General features: G+C 66.9%; 21 protein-coding genes. 12 read left to right on the forward strand and 9 right to left on the reverse strand.

What is annotated here, in order from left to right; translation table 11 throughout:
* Window positions 1-30 precede the first annotated feature (30 nt).
* From AC1DGD_RS18130 to AC1DGD_RS18145, 4 genes are all read right to left on the reverse strand, one after another.
* Window positions 31-888, reverse strand: a complete 858-nt coding sequence (locus AC1DGD_RS18130) for an anti-sigma factor (RefSeq protein WP_476857737.1) — start codon at window positions 886-888, stop codon at window positions 31-33.
* Window positions 875-1,447 carry an RNA polymerase sigma factor gene (locus AC1DGD_RS18135; RefSeq protein WP_476857738.1) on the reverse strand — a complete coding sequence of 191 codons (573 nt, stop codon included), beginning with the start codon at window positions 1,445-1,447 and terminating at the stop codon, window positions 875-877. Before AC1DGD_RS18135 ends, AC1DGD_RS18130 begins: the two co-directional genes overlap by 14 nt.
* A gap of 182 nt (window positions 1,448-1,629) precedes the next feature.
* Window positions 1,630-2,346 carry a DUF4397 domain-containing protein gene (locus tag AC1DGD_RS18140; protein ID WP_476857739.1) on the reverse strand — a complete coding sequence of 239 codons (717 nt, stop codon included), beginning with the start codon at window positions 2,344-2,346 and terminating at the stop codon, window positions 1,630-1,632.
* Between the two features lie 140 nt (window positions 2,347-2,486).
* The gene (locus tag AC1DGD_RS18145) at window positions 2,487-2,945 is read right to left on the reverse strand and encodes a flavin reductase family protein (RefSeq protein WP_018772361.1); all 459 of its coding nucleotides are present in this window, start codon (window positions 2,943-2,945) and stop codon (window positions 2,487-2,489) included.
* Between the two features lie 195 nt (window positions 2,946-3,140).
* Here AC1DGD_RS18145 and AC1DGD_RS18150 point away from each other — a divergent pair, with 195 nt between their 5' ends.
* The 3 genes from AC1DGD_RS18150 (at window position 3,141) to nrdR (ending at window position 5,708) form a co-directional block, all read left to right on the forward strand.
* Window positions 3,141-3,719 (forward strand): hypothetical protein, encoded by a 579-nt coding sequence (locus AC1DGD_RS18150; protein ID WP_476857740.1) that lies wholly within the window; start codon window positions 3,141-3,143, stop codon window positions 3,717-3,719.
* A 29-nt stretch (window positions 3,720-3,748) separates the two neighbouring features.
* Window positions 3,749-5,101 carry a histidinol dehydrogenase gene (gene hisD, locus AC1DGD_RS18155; RefSeq protein ID WP_476850476.1) on the forward strand — a complete coding sequence of 451 codons (1,353 nt, stop codon included), beginning with the start codon at window positions 3,749-3,751 and terminating at the stop codon, window positions 5,099-5,101.
* Between the two features lie 103 nt (window positions 5,102-5,204).
* Complete coding sequence (nrdR, locus tag AC1DGD_RS18160; RefSeq protein WP_028275865.1) at window positions 5,205-5,708, forward strand: transcriptional regulator NrdR; 504 nt, start codon at window positions 5,205-5,207, stop codon at window positions 5,706-5,708.
* A gap of 196 nt (window positions 5,709-5,904) precedes the next feature.
* On the opposite strand, the gene ppgK is transcribed toward nrdR, so the two are convergent.
* Entirely contained in the window at window positions 5,905-6,708 is an 804-nt protein-coding gene (ppgK, locus tag AC1DGD_RS18165; protein ID WP_223916650.1) for a polyphosphate--glucose phosphotransferase, read from the reverse strand.
* Window positions 6,709-6,806: 98 nt separating this feature from the next.
* Window positions 6,807-7,685 (reverse strand): type I methionyl aminopeptidase, encoded by an 879-nt coding sequence (map, locus tag AC1DGD_RS18170; protein ID WP_476850429.1) that lies wholly within the window; start codon window positions 7,683-7,685, stop codon window positions 6,807-6,809.
* A 117-nt stretch (window positions 7,686-7,802) separates the two neighbouring features.
* On the opposite strand from map, the gene AC1DGD_RS18175 reads away from it, so the two are divergent.
* The gene (locus AC1DGD_RS18175) at window positions 7,803-7,967 is read left to right on the forward strand and encodes an SPOR domain-containing protein (RefSeq protein WP_116767494.1); all 165 of its coding nucleotides are present in this window, start codon (window positions 7,803-7,805) and stop codon (window positions 7,965-7,967) included.
* Window positions 7,968-8,111: 144 nt separating this feature from the next.
* On the forward strand, window positions 8,112-10,157 hold the full coding sequence (locus AC1DGD_RS18180; RefSeq protein WP_476850430.1) for a phage holin family protein: 2,046 nt from the start codon (window positions 8,112-8,114) through the stop codon (window positions 10,155-10,157).
* Window positions 10,158-10,207: 50 nt separating this feature from the next.
* Here AC1DGD_RS18180 and AC1DGD_RS18185 read toward each other — a convergent pair whose 3' ends face one another.
* From AC1DGD_RS18185 to panB, 3 genes are all read right to left on the reverse strand, one after another.
* Window positions 10,208-10,966 (reverse strand): MBL fold metallo-hydrolase, encoded by a 759-nt coding sequence (locus tag AC1DGD_RS18185; RefSeq protein ID WP_476857741.1) that lies wholly within the window; start codon window positions 10,964-10,966, stop codon window positions 10,208-10,210.
* A gap of 23 nt (window positions 10,967-10,989) precedes the next feature.
* Window positions 10,990-11,379: an SHOCT domain-containing protein gene (locus tag AC1DGD_RS18190; RefSeq protein WP_028275861.1), complete on the reverse strand. Its 390-nt coding sequence runs from the start codon at window positions 11,377-11,379 to the stop codon at window positions 10,990-10,992.
* 205 nt (window positions 11,380-11,584) lie between these two features.
* Window positions 11,585-12,550, reverse strand: coding sequence for a 3-methyl-2-oxobutanoate hydroxymethyltransferase (gene panB, locus AC1DGD_RS18195; protein ID WP_476857742.1), 966 nt, complete (start codon window positions 12,548-12,550; stop codon window positions 11,585-11,587).
* Between the two features lie 262 nt (window positions 12,551-12,812).
* Here panB and glnA point away from each other — a divergent pair, with 262 nt between their 5' ends.
* From glnA to AC1DGD_RS18230, 7 genes are all read left to right on the forward strand, one after another.
* Window positions 12,813-14,153: a type I glutamate--ammonia ligase gene (gene glnA / locus AC1DGD_RS18200; RefSeq protein WP_028275859.1), complete on the forward strand. Its 1,341-nt coding sequence runs from the start codon at window positions 12,813-12,815 to the stop codon at window positions 14,151-14,153.
* Between the two features lie 9 nt (window positions 14,154-14,162).
* On the forward strand, window positions 14,163-17,174 hold the full coding sequence (locus AC1DGD_RS18205) for a bifunctional [glutamine synthetase] adenylyltransferase/[glutamine synthetase]-adenylyl-L-tyrosine phosphorylase (RefSeq protein ID WP_476850433.1): 3,012 nt from the start codon (window positions 14,163-14,165) through the stop codon (window positions 17,172-17,174).
* Window positions 17,175-17,246: 72 nt separating this feature from the next.
* Window positions 17,247-17,663: a VOC family protein gene (locus tag AC1DGD_RS18210; RefSeq protein WP_026266248.1), complete on the forward strand. Its 417-nt coding sequence runs from the start codon at window positions 17,247-17,249 to the stop codon at window positions 17,661-17,663.
* 48 nt (window positions 17,664-17,711) lie between these two features.
* Window positions 17,712-18,227, forward strand: coding sequence for a GNAT family N-acetyltransferase (locus AC1DGD_RS18215; protein ID WP_476850434.1), 516 nt, complete (start codon window positions 17,712-17,714; stop codon window positions 18,225-18,227).
* Between the two features lie 13 nt (window positions 18,228-18,240).
* A complete protein-coding gene (locus AC1DGD_RS18220; RefSeq protein WP_476857743.1) occupies window positions 18,241-18,945 on the forward strand; it encodes an MBL fold metallo-hydrolase in 705 nt (234 codons plus the stop codon).
* Window positions 18,946-18,988: 43 nt separating this feature from the next.
* Window positions 18,989-19,189, forward strand: a complete 201-nt coding sequence (locus AC1DGD_RS18225; protein ID WP_079553982.1) for a transcriptional regulator — start codon at window positions 18,989-18,991, stop codon at window positions 19,187-19,189.
* Window positions 19,190-19,504: 315 nt separating this feature from the next.
* Window positions 19,505-20,083 carry a hypothetical protein gene (locus AC1DGD_RS18230; protein WP_476857744.1) on the forward strand — a complete coding sequence of 193 codons (579 nt, stop codon included), beginning with the start codon at window positions 19,505-19,507 and terminating at the stop codon, window positions 20,081-20,083.
* The last annotated feature ends 122 nt before the right edge of the window (window positions 20,084-20,205 follow it).

The raw sequence follows: 20,205 nt of genomic DNA on the forward strand, positions 1-20,205 counted from the left end.
CCGCGAGGGTTCACGCACAGCATCCGAGGATCATGTTTTCGGGTTGAGCGTTCCCCGGGCGATGCTGTCGGCGGAGTGGGCCGGGTTCCCGTTGTATGGCTGGTTGGAGACGTCCACGATGGGGTACTGGGCCAGATCAATGCCGTCCGGGATGGTGAAGATGCCGGATTCATTGTCGAGGACACCCAGGCTGACCATTCTGGACAGGTCGGCAGAGCCGACCCACACTCCCCGGAATCCGGTGATGTGGTCGTTGGAGAGCCGGATGATCAGGTGCCGGGTTCCATCGGGGAGTTGCTCCACCCGGGCGTCTCCGCTCCCGGTATGTGCGGGCAGCGGAGTCAGGGACGTTTGGGCGACGACTGTCGAAGCGGGACCCGACTGGGTGGAGGTGGGTGTGGGAGTGCCGGTGTGTCCGAGAACTCCGGCAGCGGTCCATCCGGCGGCCGTGCCAAGAACGATTCCGGCCGCAGCCGCGATAACCCACAGACCGGGACGGCCATGCCTGTCTTTGGCGCGGGGCCGCAGTGGTATCGGTGCCGGCTTTGTGCCGCCGCCGTGGTTCGGGCGCGCCTCCGCCGCGGCAGGTTTCTCCGGTGCGGCTGGTTTCTCCGGGGCAGGGTGCCCTGAGCTGGGCTGGCTCAAGGGATCCGTTGCGAGGGCCGGCGAGAGGCCGAGGGCCCGATGGATGGCGGCCCAGTTCTGGCTGCCGGGTTGCTCGAGTTCGATGCCTGCGGTGTCGAGGGTGGCAACGTGCACGGCATGTTGCAGGCCTCGGAGGGTTTCGCTGCACGTGGGGCAGCTGGCGAGGTGGTCGGCGTCGGCGTCCGTGCCCAGGGGCTCACCAAGGGCCAGCAGACTAAGAAGTTCGGCGTCAAGGTGTTCCATGTTCCACCTCCAGGCGGGTGCGTAAGCGGGTGAGGCTGCGCCGGATGTGGCTTTTGACAGTACCGAGCGGCAAGTTGAGGCGCGACGAGATCTGGTCGTGAGTCAGGTCTTCATAGAACGCCAGCCGCATTATTGCTTGCTGTGGATCCCCTAAATGCTCCAGTTCTTCGTCCAACGTCAGGCGGTCGGCGACCTCTTCTACGTCCCCGGCGTCCGGGCGGGAAGCGGGGTCAACGACCAAGAGAGTGGCTGCTTGTTCGAGATGGCGCTGGCGGGAGCGAGCGGACAAGGCGTCGGAGATTGCATTGCGGGCGATCCCGATCAGCCATGCCGGCAGCCGCGCCGCCTCCGGGCGAAATGTGGTCCGTGATTTCCAGGCCCGAATGAAGACCTCCTGGGTGACGTCGTCGGCAGCGGCACGCTCTCCCAAGGATCTTAGCGCCAGCGTGTAGACGAGCGGACTGAACCGTCGGTACGCCTCCGCGAGGACGTGTTCGTCGCCGCCGGCAAATGCGTGGTCGAGACCGGAGTCCCAATCGTGCGATGCGGCAGCCTCCATCAGGTGCTCCTTTGAGCGGCAGTGGCCCCTGTTGCACCACATTATGCCGCTCGCGCGGGGACTCCGCCATGGTCGAACTGGGTCAGCCTTCCGGGCTGTCACTGTGTGCGTGCCGGTGGGGCCGCGGTTGATGCGACCCCACCGGGCGAGAAAACAGGATGCCTGCTGGAGCTCCGGTTGGCTTACTCGTGGTGGCCTTTGTGTCCGCGCGATGAGGAGTCCACTACCTGTACGGCGGCCCCAAGGTTGTTGTCGGCGAGGCTTCCCCAGGCGTAGACGATGGTGTTTTTCCCCGCAGTGACCTTGACGTCGGCCGGGCCGATTAGCGGGGCAGTGGTTCCCTCGGCTGCGACCGAGGCCGGGACGGTTCCGGCCTTGAGAGTGAGGGTCTTTTGATGCCGGTTGGTGAGTCCCTCAATGACCGCGTTGCCACCGGCCAGGACATCGACGGCGGGCGCCGCAGCGACGTGCCGGACGGTCAGCTTGCCCTTTCCATCCGGGCTGGCGGAGGTGTCATTGGTGAAAAGGGTGGCCGTGGGCGTCCCGTCAGCGGCCAGATGTGCGACCGCTGTGTAGTCCCGACCTTCTTCGAGGTCCACTGTGACCGGGCCTATCACGGGGTGGTCGGCGCTGGTGGCGCCGGCGCCGGTGATGGCGACCTTGTGGTCTCCGTCGGGGACGTTCAACGGCCCGGCCAATGTGCCCGGTTTGAAGTTGTCCAGGGCGAGTTTGCCGTCGACCCAGACATCGACGGTAAGGCCCGGAACGCCGTGGAGGACGGACAGTTTTGCCGTTCCCTCGTCGCGGTGATGCCAGGTCCCGGCCTGGGCCGGGGCGGCCAGGGCCAGTGCTGCCAGCAGCGTCATTGCTCCGGTGGCTGCAGAGAGTGTCTTGCGCATTTCCAACTCCTCATCGGGGCCCACATGGGGGCGGTGGTTGTGCTTACACCCTTAATACCGGCCGAAGGCCGTCGCCGGATGCACCACCGGGGAAGTTTTAATGTGCCGTGTTAATTTGCCGTGGCCCGTAGAGGCGTCTGTCAGATCTCGTAGTCGAGCGGAACGGGCTGGCTGTAGGCCCCAGAGTGGTAGAGCAGGGGAACACCGTCGTCGCCGACCTGGCCCTCCACCACCTCGACCACCACGACCGCGTTGTTCTCGAAGGAGAGCCGCATCTGGACCTTGCCGATCAGCCAGCCGCTGACTCCCTTGAGCACGGGCACCTCGTGGGGTCCGAGCTCCCAGTGGTCGCCGTCGAACCGGTTGCCGGCCCGGGCGAAACGGTCGGCGAGCTCCTGGTTTTCCAGCCCGAGCATGTGCACGCCAATGTAGGTCGTGTTCGCCACGGCCGGCCACGAGCTGGAGGTCCTGGCCATGTTGAACGTAAAGCGCGGCGGCTTGGCGGACAGAGAGGCCACTGAGGTCGCCGTGAATCCGAACGGGACGCCGTTGTGATTGGCCGTGATGATGGCCACGCCCGCCGCGTGCCGGCGGAACATTTCCCTGAATGTTCCCTCGAAAATACCTTCATCTGTGGCCACTGCGATCCAACTCCCTGCTGCACGTGCGTGTCGTACTTCTACTCTGCCAGCGTATTGCGCAGGGGAATCGAGTGCGGCATTTTCTTTACGTCTCCCGTCATGTGCTGCCGGCCGGCGTCATGCGCCGCGGGAATCCTTGTTACGGTTTGTTGCATGACACAGTCCGCAGTCGACGGCCCCGTCCACCACGCCGGGGAGCCCGCACAGCCCGAGCGGCGTCCCGAGGGGCAGCCCGGTGCCGGGGGGACATGGCGGAAGACCGCGGTCATCGCGGCCGCCGGCATCCCGGTGGGGCTGCTTTGGTGGCTTCTGGCGCCGTCAGGCCTGAATCTCCTGACCGGAAACCCTGACCTCGCCGCCGGCACCAACACCGCCACCTGGCTGCCCCGTGACCTTGTGCTGGCGGGGCTGTGCCTGCTCGCAGGGTGCATTGCCGGGTCGTTCGTCGCCGGCAACAAGCACCAGCAGCCCGGCCCCGGCACTGTTGTCCTCGTGGTCCTCGCCGGCGCTGCCGGTGCGCTCATCGCGTGGGGAACCGGTGTGCTCAGCGCCCAATGGTGGGGAGCGCCGGCAGATACTTCGGCCAGCGCCAGCGTCGCCTTCTCCCTGCGCTCCTATGCGGTCCTCGCCATCTGGCCGGCAGCGATCGCCCTGGCCATCTTCCTGAACAGCCTCTTCCCGGGCAACGGCGGCAAACCCCGCCGCGGCGGGGCACGTAAAATGATCGGGTGAGCCTAACTCCTGACAGCCCCGTGACCCCGATGACCGCCGCCCTTAACTTCCGCACGGTGGACGTGCGCGGTGCGCACCTGTCTCTCGCCGGACTCCGCGCAGCCGTGCCCCGGGCACAGTCCGGGACGATGGCCGACGCCGAGGGCAAGGTCCTGGATATCATCTCCGCCGTCCGCGCGCGGGGCTTCGGCGCACTGCGGGAGCTGGCGCTGGCTTTCGACGGCGTCGAGCAGACGCATCCCCGCGTCCCGGCCGAGGCGCTGCGTGCAGCCCTCGAGAACCTGGATCCCGCCGTCCGCGCGGCCCTGGAGGAGTCCATCAAGCGGGCCCGCGCCTTCGCCGACGCCCAGCGCCCGGCGAACATCGACGTCGAACTCGGCGAGGGCGCCGTCGTCAGCCAGAACTGGGTGCCGGTGGCGCGCGTGGGGCTCTATGTCCCCGGCGGCCTGGCGGTCTACCCGTCCTCGGTGATCATGAACGTGGTCCCGGCCCTGGCCGCCGGCGTCGAATCGATTGCCCTGGCCTCGCCGCCGCAAAAGAACTTCGGCGGCCTCCCGCACCCCACGATCCTGGCTGCGGCCTGCCTGCTGGGCATCGAGGAGGTCTACGCGATCGGCGGGGCGCAGGCTATTGCGGCCTTCGCCTACGGCATCCCGTCCGACGCGTCCGACGCCGGCCACCTCCCCGGGATCGACCCCGTGGATGTCGTCACCGGTCCGGGCAATATCTTCGTGGCCACCGCCAAGCGCCTGGTTAAAGGGGTTGTCGGGATCGATTCCGAGGCCGGCACCACGGAGATCGCGATCCTCGCGGACGCCACCGCCAGTCCTGCCCTCGTGGCCGCGGACCTCATCAGCCAGGCCGAGCACGACCCTAAGGCTGCATCGGTGCTGTTCACCGACTCCGAGGCCCTCGCCGCAGAGGTCCGCGTGGAGCTTGAGCGGCAGGCCGCTGCCACCAAGCACTCCAGCCGCGTCCGCGAGGCGCTCTCGGGCCCGCAGTCCGGGGTGGTGCTGGTCGAGGACCTGGAGCAGGGCATAGCCGCCTGCGACGCGTACGCCGCGGAACACCTTGAGATCATGACCGCCGACGCCGCCCGGGTGGCCGGCCGGATCCGCAGCGCCGGTGCGATCTTCGTGGGGGACTACAGCCCCGTGAGCCTGGGGGACTATTGCGCCGGCTCCAACCACGTGCTGCCTACCAGCGGCACCGCGGCCTTCTCCTCCGGACTGAACGTGACCACGTTCCTGCGCGCCATCCAGGTCATCAACTACAGCCGGGCCGCGTTGGAGCAGGTCAGCGGCCATATCGTCAGCCTCTCCGGCGCGGAGGACCTGCCGGCGCATGGCGAGGCCGTCACGGTGCGGTTCGCCGCCCGGTAGTTCAGGACCCAGACCACTACATGTAGTAATTACAGGCTTGTTATTCAGCTACATCTAGTCGTAAACTGAGGTCACAGCGGATTGCGACAGGGGAGGAACCGACATGTATTGCCCGTTCTGCCGGAACCCTGATTCGCGCGTAGTGGACAGTCGGATCGCCGACGACGGCTCCGCCATCCGGCGCCGCCGGCAGTGCCCCGAATGCGGCCGCCGGTTCACCACCGTGGAAACCACGAGCCTGACCGTCATCAAGCGCTCCGGGGTCGGCGAGCCGTTCAGCCGCAGCAAGGTCATCAACGGCGTGCGCAAGGCCTGCCAGGGCCGCCCGGTCACCGAAGACGATCTCGCCTTGCTGGCGCAGGAAGTCGAGGAGGCGATCCGGGGCTCCGGCGCCGCCGAAATCGAGGCCCACGAAGTCGGGCTGGCGATCCTGGAGCCGCTGCAGCGTCTCGACGAGGTCGCCTACCTGCGGTTCGCCAGCGTCTACCAGGCCTTCGAATCGCTCGAGGACTTCGAATCGGCGATTTCCCTGCTTCGCCATGAGGCAGAGACCAAGGGCCGGGACGGCAAGAGCCCGGACAAGCGGCCGCTGCAGGCGCCGTCGTAAATGTCCTGATTGTCCTGGCGACTGCGTCCCAGGATCCACCACAGACTCCGGTGGTGGCAGCGGAGGGGAAGCCGCAGCCACCACCGGCTCCACCTCACCGCTCCACAAAGAGATTGAGCTATCCCTCCGGGTCGTTCCCAGCGTTCAGAACGACCCGGAGTGATAGCTCAATTGGTTTTCATCCCGCGATGGGCCTTTATTTTGCCAGCTTGTGCTTGAGGGCAATCTCGATGGCCGCGCCCACGATCCCGGCGTCGTTCTTCAGCTCGGCCGGGACGATCGGCGTGCGCAGCTTCATGTGCGGCAGGTACTCGTCCGCACGCTTGGAGATGCCGCCGCCCACGATGAAGAGCTCGGGGGAAAACAGGAATTCCACGTGGGAGAAGTAGCGCTGCAGCAGGACGCTGTACTGTTCCCAGCTGAGGCCCTCGCGCTCACGGGCCACGGCCGAGGCCTTGGTCTCGGCGTCGAAGCCGTCAATCTCCAGGTGACCGAGTTCGGCGTTGGGAACCAGCTTGCCGTCGAAGATGAACGCCGAGCCGATGCCGGTGCCAAGGGTGATCACCAGCACCGTGCCGGCGACTCCCTCGCCGGCACCGAAGCGGGCCTCGGCGAGTCCCGCGGCGTCGGCGTCATTGATGACCTCCACCGGGCGGCCGAGACGCGCCGTGAGCATGGCGTCGATGTCGGCTTCCAGCCACGACTTGTCCACATTCGCGGCCGAATGGACCACGCCGTGCTGGATGATGCCGGGGAAGGTCACGCCCACGGGGCTGCTGGCGTCGGGGGCATCGGAACGGGCAGAGAGCTCGGCGACAACCTGCGCGACGACTTCGGCCACGGACTCAGGGGTGGAGGGCTGCGGCGTCGGGAAGCGCACGCGGTCACCGATCAGCTTCCCCTTCTTCAGGTCCACGATCCCGCCCTTGATTCCGGTCCCACCGATGTCAATGCCGATCAGGGGGGCGTTCTTCTTCGACTTTTCGTCCTTCTTGGCCAATGTCGTTCCGTTCGTGGCAGGGGCGGGCTGTAGTGACCGGGCAGGGCCGGTGGTGAGAGAGCGGGGTGGTTACGGGAACTAGCGTGTGGAGCAGGCGGTCAGGGCAGCGTGAGGACCTCGGCACCGGACTCCGTCACGAGCAGGGTGTGCTCGAACTGGGCGGTGCGCTTGCGGTCGCGGGTCACGACGGTCCAGTCATCGGCCCACATGTCCCAGTCAACGGTGCCCAGGGTCAGCATTGGCTCGATCGTGAACACCATACCGGTTTCCATGGTGGTGTTGTATGCCGGGGCCGCGTCATAGTGCGGAATGATCAGCCCGGTGTGGAAGGCTTCGCCAACTCCGTGCCCGGTAAAGTCGCGGACCACGCCGTAGCCGAAGCGCTTTGCGTAGGACTCGATGGTCCGGCCGATCACGTTGATTTCGCGTCCGGGAGCCACGGCCCGGATGGCGCGGGTCAGCGATTCCCGGGTGCGCTCGACGAGGAGGCGGGATTCCTCGTCGACGTCGCCGACCAGGAAGGTGTAGTTGGTGTCGCCATGGACGCCGCCGATGAAGGCCGTGATGTCGATGTTGAGGATGTCGCCGTCCCGGACCACCGTGCTGTCCGGGATCCCGTGGCAGATGACCTCGTTGAGGGACGAACACAGGGACTTCGGAAAGCCCCGGTATCCGAGGGTGGAGGGGTACGCGTTGTGGTCCAGCAGGAACTCATGGCCCACCCGGTCCAGCTGGTCGGTGGTGACGCCGGGTTCGATGTGCCTGCCGACCTCCACTATGGCCTGGGCGGCGATCTTGGAGGCGATCCGGATCTTCTCGATGGTCTCCGCCGACTTGACCTCGGACCCTGTGAACTTCGCAGGAGCCGGCTTGCCCACATATTCCGGACGCGGGATGGACGGCGGCACGGGAAGCTGCGGGCTCACTGTCCCCTGGACCAGCGTGCCGATGGGTGCAGTTGAGGCTAGAGAAGGCATAGATTGATCATATAAGCCCCCGGGCTCGCCCCGGAAAATCCAGCCCGGAAAATACAGCCCGCAAAATACACGCCGGAAAAGACACCCGGACACGCTCCGGGCCATGAAGGAGCCCCGATGCCCGAATACTGGTACAACGTCAACACCCACGAGATCGAGGAAGACGCGATGTCCGACTGGAGCCAGCTGATCGGACCGTACAAGACCCGTGAGGAAGCCGAACACGCCCTGGAAAAGGTCAAGGCGCGCAATGAGGCTTGGGACAAGGGCGAGGACGACTAGCCCGTACGGACCTGCTGCGCCCGCGGGAACGTCCCCCGGCGATCGCGGACCGGACACCGCGCAGGCTGACTGATTTTTCCCGGACCGTGATTCTCACCCTGTGAGGGTGGGTGCGAGCCGGTTGCCGACAGCCATACTGGGAAAATGCCGACGCGCGTTGCCCGCACCCGCGGCGCCCGAATATCAGACCTCGCCAGGCTGGCCCTTGCCTGGGCTGCCTCGACTGTAGCCCTCATTATCACCGGCGCCCTGCTTCCGGGGTTCTCTGCGGCCAGCTGGTGGTCATACGCCGCCGTGGCGGCGGCGGCCGGCCTCGTCGGCTTGGTCCTGCGCCCCGTGCTGGTGGAGATCTCGGCCAGGGTGGGCTGGGTGGCAGTACTTCTTACCGCCCTGGTGGGGCAGGCCCTGATCATGTACGTCGCCATCCGTCTGGTGCCCGGCATCGAGTCGACGCCGTTGACAGCCCTCGCCGCTACCTGGGTCAGTGCCGTGGTGGGCACGCTCATTTCGTGGGCCACCACAGCCGGAACCGATGACGGCCTCATCACGTCGCTGGCAGGACGGGCACGCCGGCAGGAAACGGTGACCGATCCGGAGGTGGACGGTGTCCTGTTCGTCCAGCTCGACGGGGTCCCCTTCCCGGTGCTGCAGTGGGCTATCCAGTCCGGGGGAGTGCCCCATCTCCGCCGCTGGCTGGCCTCGGGGGATTATCAGTTCCGTGAATGGACTCCCCAGCTGCCTTGCACGACACCGGCGAGCCAGATGGGCATTCTGCACGGCACGGTCGCCGGGATCCCGGCCTTCCGGTGGTATGACCGTGAGCTCCAACGCGTCCTGGTGGCCAACCGTCCGGCAGACGCCCGGGTGATCGAGGACAGGCACAGCACCGGCCAGGGACTGCTCTGCGACGACGGCGTCTCCATCTCGAACCTGTTCACCGGTGACGCGCCCCGCTCGTTTTTGACGATGAGCCGGGTAGAGGTCCGGCGCGGCTCGACCCAAACCCGCCGGGCGTTCGCCTGGTTTTTTGCCACCCCGAACGGCTTCATGCGCAGCTTTACGCGGACCGTCGCCGAGATCTTCAAGGAGCGTTGGCAGGCCCGGAGACAGGTCAAACGTGACCTCAATCCGCGGGTGCGGCGGGACTGGACCTTCGCCCTGCTGCGGGCAGTCACCAACGGTCTGCTGCGGGACCTGAACACGGCGCTGGTGGCAGAGGAGCTGCGTCGCGGCACGAAGTGCATCTATGTCGACTACGTTGACTACGACGAGATCGCCCACCACGCAGGCATGTTCCGCCCCGAGTCGCTTGCAGCCCTGGATGGCTTGGACCGCACGCTCGGTGCCTTGGCCGAACTCGCCGGGTCCGCTCCCCGCCGCTACCGGCTGGTGGTGCTCTCGGACCACGGCCAGTCCCAGGGCACGCCGTTCGCGGACCGGTATGGCCAGGCGCTTGGTGATCTGTGCGCGGAACTGATGCAGGAACACGTTCAGAACGTGGACGCGTCCGTCGAGGGGCTCGGGCGCGCGGACTCCATCGCCGGCGACGTTGCCTCCGGCGGATTGTCCGGGAAGCTCGCCGGCCGTGCCGACGAGGTACTGACCAAGGCACAAGAGACGCCGGCACAGCAGACTTCCGGCCCAGGCGGCGCGGAGGATCCGGTGGTCGTGTTGGGCTCGGGCAACCTGGGCCTGGTGTACCTGCGCGGTGACCGGCGCCTGAGTCTCCAAGCCCTCGAGCATCGGTGGCCTGCCCTGGTCCCTGGCCTGGCGGGCCATCCCGGCGTCGGGTTCGTGGCCGGCATCGATGAGGAGGGCGGGGCGTGGGCGATCGGAAGCGGCGGGCGCGTCAATATCACCAGCGGGGCAGTGGAGGGCACCGACCCGCTGGCTGGTTTCGGGCCGCATGCGGCGCGGGTGCTGAATCTCGCGCTGATGCAACCCGAGGCGCCGGATCTCTATGTCAACAGCGCGGTGGATCCCGTGACCGGCGACGTTGCAGCGTTCGAAGGCCTCGTGGGATCCCACGGGGGACTGGGGGGTTGGCAGGACCGCGCCGTGCTGATGGGCCCGGCCGATCTCATGGCGGGGCTGCCCGAGCGGATCGAGGGTGCCGGGGAACTCCACCGGGTGCTGGTGGCGATGCTTGAGTCCTGTGGCCAGCGCGCCACGACGGCGTCCCGCGGCTGAGCGACCAACCGGGGGATTTCCCGGGGCGGGTCCAATTCGAGGCCCTGGGCTTACGAGGGCGCGACCCAGGTCTCGCCGGGAGCGAGGACGACTGCCGTGCAGCCGGGAGCCTGTTCCGCCACGGCAGTGGCGAACCGGTGGCCGGGCCGCTCGAGCCAGCTCCGGGCAAAGCAGGTGACGAACGGAGGGTGCAGCGTCCCCCAGTGCACCGGCAGAGCGAACCTTGCGCCGCTCATCGCGACAGCCCGTGCGGCGGTCTCCGGAGTCAGGTGCCCCGCCGAGAGCCTCGGTCCCCACCCCCAGACCGGCACCAGGGCGACATCGATCGGCCCTCCGGCCATGGCGGGGAGCGCGGCCATCTCCGGGAACAAGCCCGTGTCACCCGCGATCCACACGATGCCCGACTGGCCGCGGACGAGCTGGCCATTGGCGTCGTTGGGCCGGTGCGGCATTGGCCGGCTGCGATGTTCGGCCGGCACCTGGCGAATCTGGACGCCGCTGCCTACCGGGGTCCAGCCGTCGCCCAAGGAAACTGTGTGCGCCAACTTTCGGCGACGCAGCCAGGCCACGTTCGCCGGCGCGCTCATCAGCGGTGCCCCGCGCAGCATGCGCAGGGAGCGCAACTCGGCGTGGTCGTGGTGCAGGTGAGAGAGGAGCACCGCGTCCGGTCGGTCCCACGAGACCGGGTCCGGACGCGGTGCCAGGCGTCGGAGCAACCCGGCATGGGAACGGAGTAGCGGATCGGTGAGGATCCGAACCCCGTCGAGATCCAGAACCACCGTGGAGTGACCAAGCCAGGTGATTCTCATGTCGGGCGTAGCCCATTTTCGTGTCAGGCCAAGGCCTTTGCCTTGAGGGAATCAAACTCGGTCTGGTTGATGGCTCCGGAATCAAGCAGCGCCCTGGCATCGGCGATCTGGCCGGCCGGGCTGGCCGTCGAGCCTGCGGCCTGCTTGATGTACTCCTGCTGGGCAGCCTGCTGCTGGGCCAGCATCTTCATCTGACGATCGGTCATGCTCCGGCCCCGGGCGATCAGGTAGATGAGGGCGCCGAGCCAGGGAACGAAGATCAGCAGGATAACCCAACCGGCCTTGGCCCAGCCGCTGAGCTCGTGGTCGCTGAACAAGTCCATCAGGCAGCGGAACCACACCATCAGCGCAGCGATCCAGATGAAGAACCAGAAACTCCAGAGCAGAACGTCCCAGAAGCTATTCGTGTCCATCGATACTCCTCGAATCGTGTCCGCCGGAGCCTGACCTTACGCTTAGCGCATGAAACCGTCGGGGCCGGCGGAACATCTTGAGGTCCTAATGCAGACCTTATTGGTCAGCCTGCCCGCACCTGAGGCGCAACGCATCGCCCGTGAAGGATGAGGTCTTGCAAAAGAGTCTCCGGATCCGGAAGGTCAGGGGCCCGCTGGAGCGGAACTAGAAGGAGTGTTCCGGGCCGGGGAACTGGCCTGAGCGCACGTCGTCGCCGTAGGCTTTTGCGGCGTCACTGAGGGACGTGCGGAGGTCGGCGTATTGTTTGACGAATTTCGCCATCTTTCCGCCGCGCAAACCGGCCATGTCCTGCCACACCAGGACCTGTCCGGTGGTGGCGCTGCCGGCGCCGATGCCGACCGTGGGGACGTCGACGGCGGCATCCACGGCGGCTGCCGTGGCGGCCGGGACCATTTCCATGAGCACGCTGAACGCGCCGGCGTCGGCCAGCGCGACGGCGTCGTCGATCAACCGGTGGGCGTCATCGCCGCGGCCCTGGACGCGGTAGCCGCCGAGGGAGTGTTCGCTCTGCGGGGTGAAACCGATGTGCGCCATGACGGGGATGCCGGCCTGGACCATGGCGCGGACGGTCTCGGCGTAGAACTTTCCGCCTTCAATCTTGACGGCGTGGGCCAGGCCCTCTTTCAGGAACCGGACGCCGGTGGCAACCGCCTGCTGGGCCGAGACCTCGTAGCTGCCGAACGGCAGGTCAGCGACCACCAGGGCCCGCCGTGCGGAGCGGGCGACGGCGCGGCACAGCGGAAGGAGCTCGTCCACCGTCACGGGAAGGCTGGTTTCGTTGCCGAAGACGTTGTTGGAGGCCGAATCGCCGACCAGGAGCACCTCGATGCCTGCCTGGTCAAAGATTTCTGCGGTGTACTGGTCATACGCGGTGAGCATGGCGAAGCGCTCACCGTTGGCCTTGGCCGCCTGGAGATGATGCGTGCGGATCCTGGCCACCGGTTTCCGGGCCGCCTCCGCAGCCCCGCCGGTGCCGCCGTCGGCAGTCCCGCCTGTGCCACTGGCCGACGTGCCCGAAGAGGCGGCCGCTGAAGCCGCTGCCGGGCCGCTGCCGTAGGGGGCCGCAAGTTCTGCGGGCGTGCTGGAATCGGAGCTGTTACTTGAGGCCATGCCACGAGCGTAGTGCGAGACGAAGTGCCGCAGCTACCGCGGGTTGCCCCCGCCCGGCGTGAATCACGTCACACGGGCGGCCTGTGAGGCGGCGCAATGCCCCCTCCCGCCGCGAATTCGTCCGGCTTTGTGTTAACGGTGTGTTACGCGGGGGTCCGGCTTCAGCAATCGGTGGCAATGCTTAGTAAAGTGAACCGTGAGCAGCCGCGGGGCCCATGAATGCCGGGCCCGGGGCGGATGGAAGAACCGGAAAGAGGCCAGTATGGACCGCCAGCAAGAGTTTGTCCTGCGGACGATCGAAGAGCGCGACGTGCGGTTTGTGCGCCTGTGGTTCACCGACGTCGTGGGATCGCTCAAGTCCGTGGCGCTGGCCCCGGCCGAGGTGGAAGGCGCCTTCGAGGAAGGACTCGGATTCGACGGTTCCTCGATCGAAGGCCTGGCCCGCGTCTTCGAATCCGACATGCTGGCCCAGCCGGATCCGGCCACGTTCCAGATCCTGCCGTGGCGCGGCGAGACCGAGGCCACATCGCGGATGTTCTGCGACATCCTGACGCCCGACGGCGAACCTTCCGCCGCGGACCCGCGCAACGTCCTCAAGCGCACCCTGGCCAAGGCCGCGGACATGGGCTTCACCTGCTACACCCACCCCGAGATCGAGTTCTACCTGCTCAAGTCCCAGGAGCCGGGCCCGGACGGATCACCCATCCCCGTGGACGAGGGCGGCTACTTCGACCACGTCCCGGGCGGCGTGGCCCAGGACTTCCGCCGGACCGCCGTGACCATGCTCGAATCGGTGGGCATCTCGGTGGAATTCAGCCACCACGAGGCAGGCCCGGGCCAGAACGAAATCGACCTGCGCTACGCCGACGCCCTGCAGACCGCGGATAACATCATGACGTTCCGCACGGTCATCAAGGAAGTCGCGCTGCAGCAGGGCACCTATGCCACCTTCATGCCCAAGCCCTTCACCGCCCACCCGGGTTCCGGCATGCACACCCACTTTTCCCTCTTCGAAGGGGACACCAACGCCTTCTACGAGGCCGGTTCCGAGTTCCAGCTTTCCGAGACGGCGCGCCAGTTCATCGCCGGCATCCTCAAGCACGCCCCCGAATTCACGGCCGTGACCAACCAGTTCGTCAACTCCTACAAGCGGCTCTGGGGCGGGGGAGAGGCACCGAGCTACCTGAGCTGGGGCCACAACAACCGCTCCGCCCTGGTCCGCGTCCCGCTGTACAAGCCCGGCAAGGGCCAGTCCGCGCGGATCGAATACCGTGGCATCGACTCCGCCGCTAACCCCTACCTGGCCTACGCCGTGCTGCTCGGTGCCGGCCTCAAGGGCATCGAGGAGGGCTACCAGCTCCCCGCGGCGGCCGAGGACGACATCTGGTCGCTGAGCTCGGCGGAACGCCGCGCCATGGGACACGACCCGCTGCCGGCCAGCCTGCACGACGCCATCCGGACCATGGAGGATTCCGAGCTCATGCCGCAGATCCTCGGCGAGCAGGTGTTCGAGCACTTCCTGCGCAACAAGCGTGCAGAATGGCAGGACTACCGCCTTCAGGTGACGCCCTACGAACTGCAGCGCAATCTCGGCATTCTGTAGGTTGCCCCGATGAGCCTGGCACGACGCCTCATTGCCGCCGGCTTCAGCGATCTCGACAAGGGCGAGCGGTTCCTGGCGGCCCGGGAACTGGAGGGACTCGACCAGGATGCCCTCTTTGCGGGGCTGCAGCTGGCGGCCAACCCCGACACGGCCCTGCAGTCCCTGGTCCGGCTGATCGAGAAGCACCCGGAGCTGCGCAAGCTTGCCGTCGCAGACCCGGAAAGCAGCGAGCCGCTGTACCGGGTCCTGGGGGCCTCCGAGGCGCTGGGCGAGTTCCTCATCCGCCACCCCGAACACCTCGATGCCTTCGACGTCCGGGTCAGTCCGGAACCGATGCCCGCGGACGCCGTGGCCCTGCGGACGCGGCTGCTGCAGTCGGTGCGGGCCGATCCCAAGTCTGCCCGGCCGGTGGCGGCCCTCAGCGGTCAGGAAGCCTACGCGGCCCTGCGCACCGCCTACCGGCGCGGGCTCGTGGAGCTCGCCATCAAGGACCTGTGCGCGGCCGATCCGCTGGACTTCATGCCGGCCGCGGGTGCGGAACTGGCGGATCTCGCCGGGGCTGCGCTCGAGGCGGCCCTCGCCGTCTCCCGGGCCGAGGCGGCGGAGAAGTTCGACGCCGCGGAGGTGGCCGACGTCGGCCTCGCCGTGATCGGCATGGGCAAGTGCGGTGCCCGCGAACTGAACTACATCTCCGACGTCGACGTGATCTACGTGATCGAGTCCGGCGCGCTGGAGGAGACCCGGGCCACGACCATCGGCACCGTCCTGGCCTCCGGGGTATCGCGCGCGATCATGTCCACGAGCCGCGAACCCGGGCTGTGGGAAGTCGATGCGAACCTCCGGCCCGAGGGAAAGTCGGGGCCGCTGGTCCGGACCCTCGCCTCGCACGAGAGCTATTACGCGCGCTGGGCCGAGAGCTGGGAATTCCAGGCCCTCCTGAAGGCCCGGACCATCGCCGGCGACACCGTCCTGGGGGCCCGCTACGAGGCAGCCCTGACGCCCCTGATCTGGTCTTCGGCCGGCCGGGAGGGCTTTGTCGAATCCGTCCGCGCCATGCGCCGCCGCGTCACCGAGCATATTCCGGCCGATGAGGAACAGCGGCAGATCAAGCTGGGCCGCGGCGGGCTGCGCGACGTCGAATTCACCGTCCAGCTGCTGCAGCTCGTGCACGGCAAGTCGGATGAATCCTTGCGCTGCCGGGACACCACGTCGGCCATCGCCGCGCTCTCCGCCGGCGGGTATATCGGCCGTTCCGACGCCGCGGAGTTCGACCGCGACTACCGCTACCTGCGGCTGCTCGAACACCGGATCCAGCTGTTCCAGCTGCGCCGGACGCACCTCATGCCGGTGAACGAAGCGTCTTTGCGTTCCCTCGCCAAGGCGGTCCTGGGACCGTTCTCCGCCGAGCGGCCCAAGCCGGACGCCCTGGTCGCCGCATGGCGAAAAACCAAGCGCTCCGTGCGGGAACTCCACGAACGAATCTTCTACCGCCCCCTGCTCAATACCGTCGCCACTCTGAGCAGCGAAGAGGCACGCCTGACCCCGGAAGCCGCCCAGGGCCGCCTCGCCGCCCTCGGTTACCTCGATCCCCCCGGCGCCATGCGGCACATCGAGGCCCTAACCGCCGGCGTGAGCCGGCGCGCGGCACTCCAGCGCCAGCTCCTGCCCATCCTGCTGGACTGGCTCGCCGACGGCGTGGACCCCGACGCCGGTCTGCTCGCCTTCCGGCGAGTCAGCGAGGCCCTCGGCACAACGCACTGGTACCTGGGCATGCTCCGGGATTCGACGGCCGCGGCCGAGCGGCTCTGCCACGTGCTCGCCAACTCCCGGCTGATCGCGGACCTGCTGGAGGTTTCGCCCGAATCAGTGGCGTGGCTGGGCACGGACAAGGAACTGGTGCCGCTCAGCTTCGAATCCCAATGGCTTGAAATCACCTCGAAGATGTCCCGGCACGCGGACCCGGAGAGCGCCATGCGGCTGATCCGGCTGATCCGGCGCCGGGAAATCCTCCGGGTCGCCATCGCGGACAGCGCCGGACTGCTGGACCAGGACCAGGTGGGGGAAGCCCTCGCCGACACGGACCGGGCCGCCGTGCTGGGGGCCCTGCGCGTGGCGGAGACAATCATCACCGCCGGGGAACCGCTGAAGACCCACGTGCTGGTGGTTGCGATGGGCCGTCAGGGCGGCCGGGAGATCGGCTACGGCTCGGACGCCGACGTCATGTATGTCCACCGCGGACTCCCCGGCGTGCCTGAAGAGGAGGCTCAGGCTCAGGCCCTGCAGATCGTGGGCAAGCTCTCCAGCCTGCTGACCCAGCCGCTCAAACCGGCGATCCTGGCCGAGCGGGTACTCGCGGTGGACGCGGACCTGCGCCCCGAGGGCAAGAGCGGGCCCATGGTGCGGTCCCTGGAGTCCTATGCCGAGTACTACCGCCGGTGGTCCCTGGTCTGGGAGTCCCAGGCGTTGCTGCGGGCGCGCCCCATGGCCGGCGACGACGCCCTGGCCGAGGATTTCGTGGCGCTGATCGACACCATCCGGTACCCCGGGTCTTTGTCTGACCAGGACATCCGGGAGGTGCGGCGGGTCAAGGCCAGGGTCGAGGCGGAGCGCCTGCCGCGCGGCGCCGATCCCGCCCGTCACCTGAAGCTTGGCCGGGGCGGGTTGAGTGACGTCGAGTGGCTGGCCCAGCTGCTCCAGCTCCGGCACGCCGGCCGGCATCCGGAGCTGCGGACCACGTCCACGGTGGACGCGCTCGAGGCGGCCGCGGCCCTGGACCTGATGGACGCGGGGGACACCGTCATCCTCCTCCGGGCCTGGCGTCTGGCGAGCCGGATCCGTTCGGCCAACGTCATCTGGACCGGCCGGCCCTCGGACCTGCTGCCCTCGTCCCGCCGCGACCTTGAGGCGGTGGCCCGCTGGTGCGGCTACGGACAAGGCAACGCCGCGGCGCTGGAGGAGGACTACCTGCGGTTGAGCCGGCGCGCCCGGGCGGTCTTCGAGCGGGTCTTCTACGGCCAATAGCGCCCGGCGGCGGCCTGCCGGCTGCTGACAGGGCCTACTGACACATGCTGCGGGCGGTGCTACCTTGGGCCAATGGCCAGGCAACTTTTTGTGAACCTTCCCGTCCGGAATCTGGATAAGACCGTTGAATTCTTCACGGCGCTGGGATTTTCCTTCAACCCCGACTTCACCGATGAGAACGCCACCTGCATGATCGTCAACGACGGCGCGTACGTGATGCTGCTCGTCGAGTCCTACTTCAAGACCTTCACCTCGAAGTCCGTCGCCGCTACGGCCGGCACCGCCGAGGTCATCATGTCCTTCTCGCTGGAGAGCCGCGAAGCCGTGGACGAGGTCATCCGCACCGCCCTGACCTCCGGGGGCACGGCATCGGAGGAGGCCCAGGACTACGGTTTCATGTACACGCACAGCTTCCAGGACCCGGACGGGCACCTCTGGGAAGTCTTCTGGATGGATCCGGCCGGACCGCCCAAGGACGCTGCGCTGTAGCCCCTTTCCGCTAGGGGCGGGCGCAGCCGGCGCGGGTACGCTGTCTACATGTCTGGACATGTATGGCTGCTGCCTTTGAAGAATCTCGACGACGACGCCCGGGCCATCAAGCTTGGGGAGATCGCGCTGCTGGAGCTCGGCGCAGGGCAGCAGAAGTTCGTGGGGGACCCGCTGCGGATGATGCTGATCGGGCTCGAGGAAGAGTCCCGGCACCCGTTCGCCGTGGATGTGAACGGGGCCGCCGTGGGAGTCCTGACGCTCCAGGCTGGGGCGGCGACCCTCGCGGGCTGGCCAGAGGACCACACGGCCTGGCTCCTGCGCGGCTTCCTGATCGACCGGCGGCAGCAGGGCAAGGGCCTCGGCACCCTCGCCGCTGAGGCCGCCGTGCGGGAGGCCGCCAAACTGACGGCGGACCTCGGCAGCGGCCAGGCCGGCGTCGTACTCTCCGTCAACGAACTGAACCCCGGCGGCCAAGCCGCATACCGCAAGGCCGGATTCGAGGACCGCGGCCGCTACGAAGGCGGCGACGCCGGCCCGCAACGCATCATGTACCGGGCATTCTGACCAAAATCGCATCTTGACTGGGACGGTGCGTGCCGCAGTATTGAACCAAGACCAGCCGCTGGAAAGGTGCATGATGGGTCACTCACAGATGCAGGTAGAACCGGTCATCCAGGAGCTCCACATCCCCGCCGGGCTGGCAGGGCCCGTTGAGTTGACGATGGACGTACGCTGTTTCCTTGTGCCGCACACCGGGGGATTGCTGTTGATCGATACGGGCCTCAAGGGCAGCGAGCATGCGATTGCGGCGGCCTTGGACCGTGTCGGAGCAGCATGGAGTGACATCACCGACGTCGTCCTCACCCATTGGCATCCGGACCATGTCGGCGGCCTCGGCGAAGTCGTGGAACGGAGCCCGTTGGCGGCGATCTGGGCGGGCGCGGCGGACGTTTCCCAGATTTCTTCCGCAGTGCCGCTGCGCCCGCTCGTGGAACGAGACAGGGTCCGCGATATACAGATCGTGCAGACGCCTGGCCATACCGCAGGACACATCAGCCTGCTGCATGACGACGGAATGCTGTTCGTAGGGGACGCTGTGGGGACAGCCGGAGGTGTGATGAGACGGGCGCCGGAGCAGTTTACAGCGGACTCTGCGCGGGCCGAAGAGTCGCTTCTGAGACTGAGCTTGCTGGAGCCGGACAGGATGCTCTTTTCCCACGGACCGGAGATCCCCGATCCCGTAGGGGAATTACGCCGGCTTCTTGCCGTCAACGAGGGTTGACGCTTCTCCCGGCGTCAACTAACGTTGACGCCGGAGGTGCATCATGCAGACATTGATAGGTTCCATGGACGGCAAAGGGCCGGCCGAGGCGCTCTACGCCGTGGCGGAACTCCACAAAGAACTGGCGCGCACGGAAACCGAAGTGGTGCTGCGTGCCCGGCAGGCCGGACTGTCGTGGGAGGCCATTGCGGTGTGCCTTGGCGTCAGCAAGCAGGCCGTGCACAAGAAGTACGGAAAGCGCTGAGGTGCTGGAAAGCGCTGAACCAGAAGGCCGGCCACGGGATGAACCCGTGACCGGCCTTTTTATGCTGGAACTGTTGCGGACGAACAGTGTCGGGCCGCTTTATCGAACTGGACGCCGTAGTAGAGCTCGAACTAAACAGACCTGATTGGGTGAAGTTGAGGGGTGTTGAAATCCGCTAGATTCCGGGGTTTTCGGTACTGTCCATGATTGGCTCTAATTACCCGGCTCTGAACTTCTTGCGGACTTTCTGCGGACTATGAGTCAACGCTTGGAACGCGCCTGTCCCTCCCGGCAAGGTTTCGGTACGTTTAATCGATGACCACAGAAGACGGCGCGACGCGCCTTATGAAGTCGTTGGGCGAGCAGAACACATTCTGGACGCAGGACAAGGACAGGTCTGGACTTGAGCCAGCGCTGATGACAGTCATGCGCGAACTCGCGAGCATCGTAGGCGAGGCGCCGGTCATGTTCTGCGCTGGCAATCTGTTCCGCAACGTGGATCACGGCAAGGAAACCTACGACGCGAACGGGAAAGTTGTCTGGCCCGAGAAACCGAACCAATACGACGCCACGGTCATCACCGATCGACTCGTAGTCACTACGTGGGCCCACATCACGGATGACGGGCTCAGCATCAACCGCGAAGTCACTAGCGTCAAAGCGCGGAAGCACATCACAGGCGTCTCAGTGGGAGCGGAACCTGGTGAGCGGAGGGACAGCGGTGCCGTCGCCACGCATCACGATCTTGTACTTACATTCACAGACGGGACCACGGAGCACATTCCCACACCGAGGACGAACTCAGTACGGCAGGGGCGACTAGATTGGCCGAGCTTATCCCTAGCTTCTATGCAGAAATGGCCGCGTAGAATGCCGGCCTCGGTGATTCAGTGACCGGAGCGCATGTGATGGCAGCGGGCTCTAGGAATCCATGCTCGGCCACGAACTCCTCGAACTTGGCGCCGCCGGGCAGCAGAGAACCCCCGCCAGTCGTGATGACTGACGGGGGTTCTCTG

Source organism: Arthrobacter sp. 05T45, assembly GCF_056395875.1.

Coding starts and splice junctions, on each gene's coding strand:
- AC1DGD_RS18130 (WP_476857737.1), bottom strand. CDS start 888: ATGGAACACCTTGACGCCGAACTTCTTAGTCTGCTGGCCCTTGGTGAG.
- AC1DGD_RS18135 (WP_476857738.1), bottom strand. CDS start 1,447: ATGGAGGCTGCCGCATCGCACGATTGGGACTCCGGTCTCGACCACGCA.
- AC1DGD_RS18140 (WP_476857739.1), bottom strand. CDS start 2,346: ATGCGCAAGACACTCTCTGCAGCCACCGGAGCAATGACGCTGCTGGCA.
- AC1DGD_RS18145 (WP_018772361.1), bottom strand. CDS start 2,945: ATGTTCCGCCGGCACGCGGCGGGCGTGGCCATCATCACGGCCAATCAC.
- AC1DGD_RS18150 (WP_476857740.1), top strand. CDS start 3,141: ATGACACAGTCCGCAGTCGACGGCCCCGTCCACCACGCCGGGGAGCCC.
- hisD (WP_476850476.1), top strand. CDS start 3,749: ATGACCGCCGCCCTTAACTTCCGCACGGTGGACGTGCGCGGTGCGCAC.
- nrdR (WP_028275865.1), top strand. CDS start 5,205: ATGTATTGCCCGTTCTGCCGGAACCCTGATTCGCGCGTAGTGGACAGT.
- map (WP_476850429.1), bottom strand. CDS start 7,685: ATGCCTTCTCTAGCCTCAACTGCACCCATCGGCACGCTGGTCCAGGGG.
- AC1DGD_RS18175 (WP_116767494.1), top strand. CDS start 7,803: ATGCCCGAATACTGGTACAACGTCAACACCCACGAGATCGAGGAAGAC.
- AC1DGD_RS18180 (WP_476850430.1), top strand. CDS start 8,112: ATGCCGACGCGCGTTGCCCGCACCCGCGGCGCCCGAATATCAGACCTC.
- AC1DGD_RS18185 (WP_476857741.1), bottom strand. CDS start 10,966: ATGAGAATCACCTGGCTTGGTCACTCCACGGTGGTTCTGGATCTCGAC.
- AC1DGD_RS18190 (WP_028275861.1), bottom strand. CDS start 11,379: ATGGACACGAATAGCTTCTGGGACGTTCTGCTCTGGAGTTTCTGGTTC.
- panB (WP_476857742.1), bottom strand. CDS start 12,550: ATGGCCTCAAGTAACAGCTCCGATTCCAGCACGCCCGCAGAACTTGCG.
- glnA (WP_028275859.1), top strand. CDS start 12,813: ATGGACCGCCAGCAAGAGTTTGTCCTGCGGACGATCGAAGAGCGCGAC.
- AC1DGD_RS18205 (WP_476850433.1), top strand. CDS start 14,163: ATGAGCCTGGCACGACGCCTCATTGCCGCCGGCTTCAGCGATCTCGAC.
- AC1DGD_RS18210 (WP_026266248.1), top strand. CDS start 17,247: ATGGCCAGGCAACTTTTTGTGAACCTTCCCGTCCGGAATCTGGATAAG.
- AC1DGD_RS18215 (WP_476850434.1), top strand. CDS start 17,712: ATGTCTGGACATGTATGGCTGCTGCCTTTGAAGAATCTCGACGACGAC.
- AC1DGD_RS18225 (WP_079553982.1), top strand. CDS start 18,989: ATGCAGACATTGATAGGTTCCATGGACGGCAAAGGGCCGGCCGAGGCG.
- AC1DGD_RS18230 (WP_476857744.1), top strand. CDS start 19,505: ATGACCACAGAAGACGGCGCGACGCGCCTTATGAAGTCGTTGGGCGAG.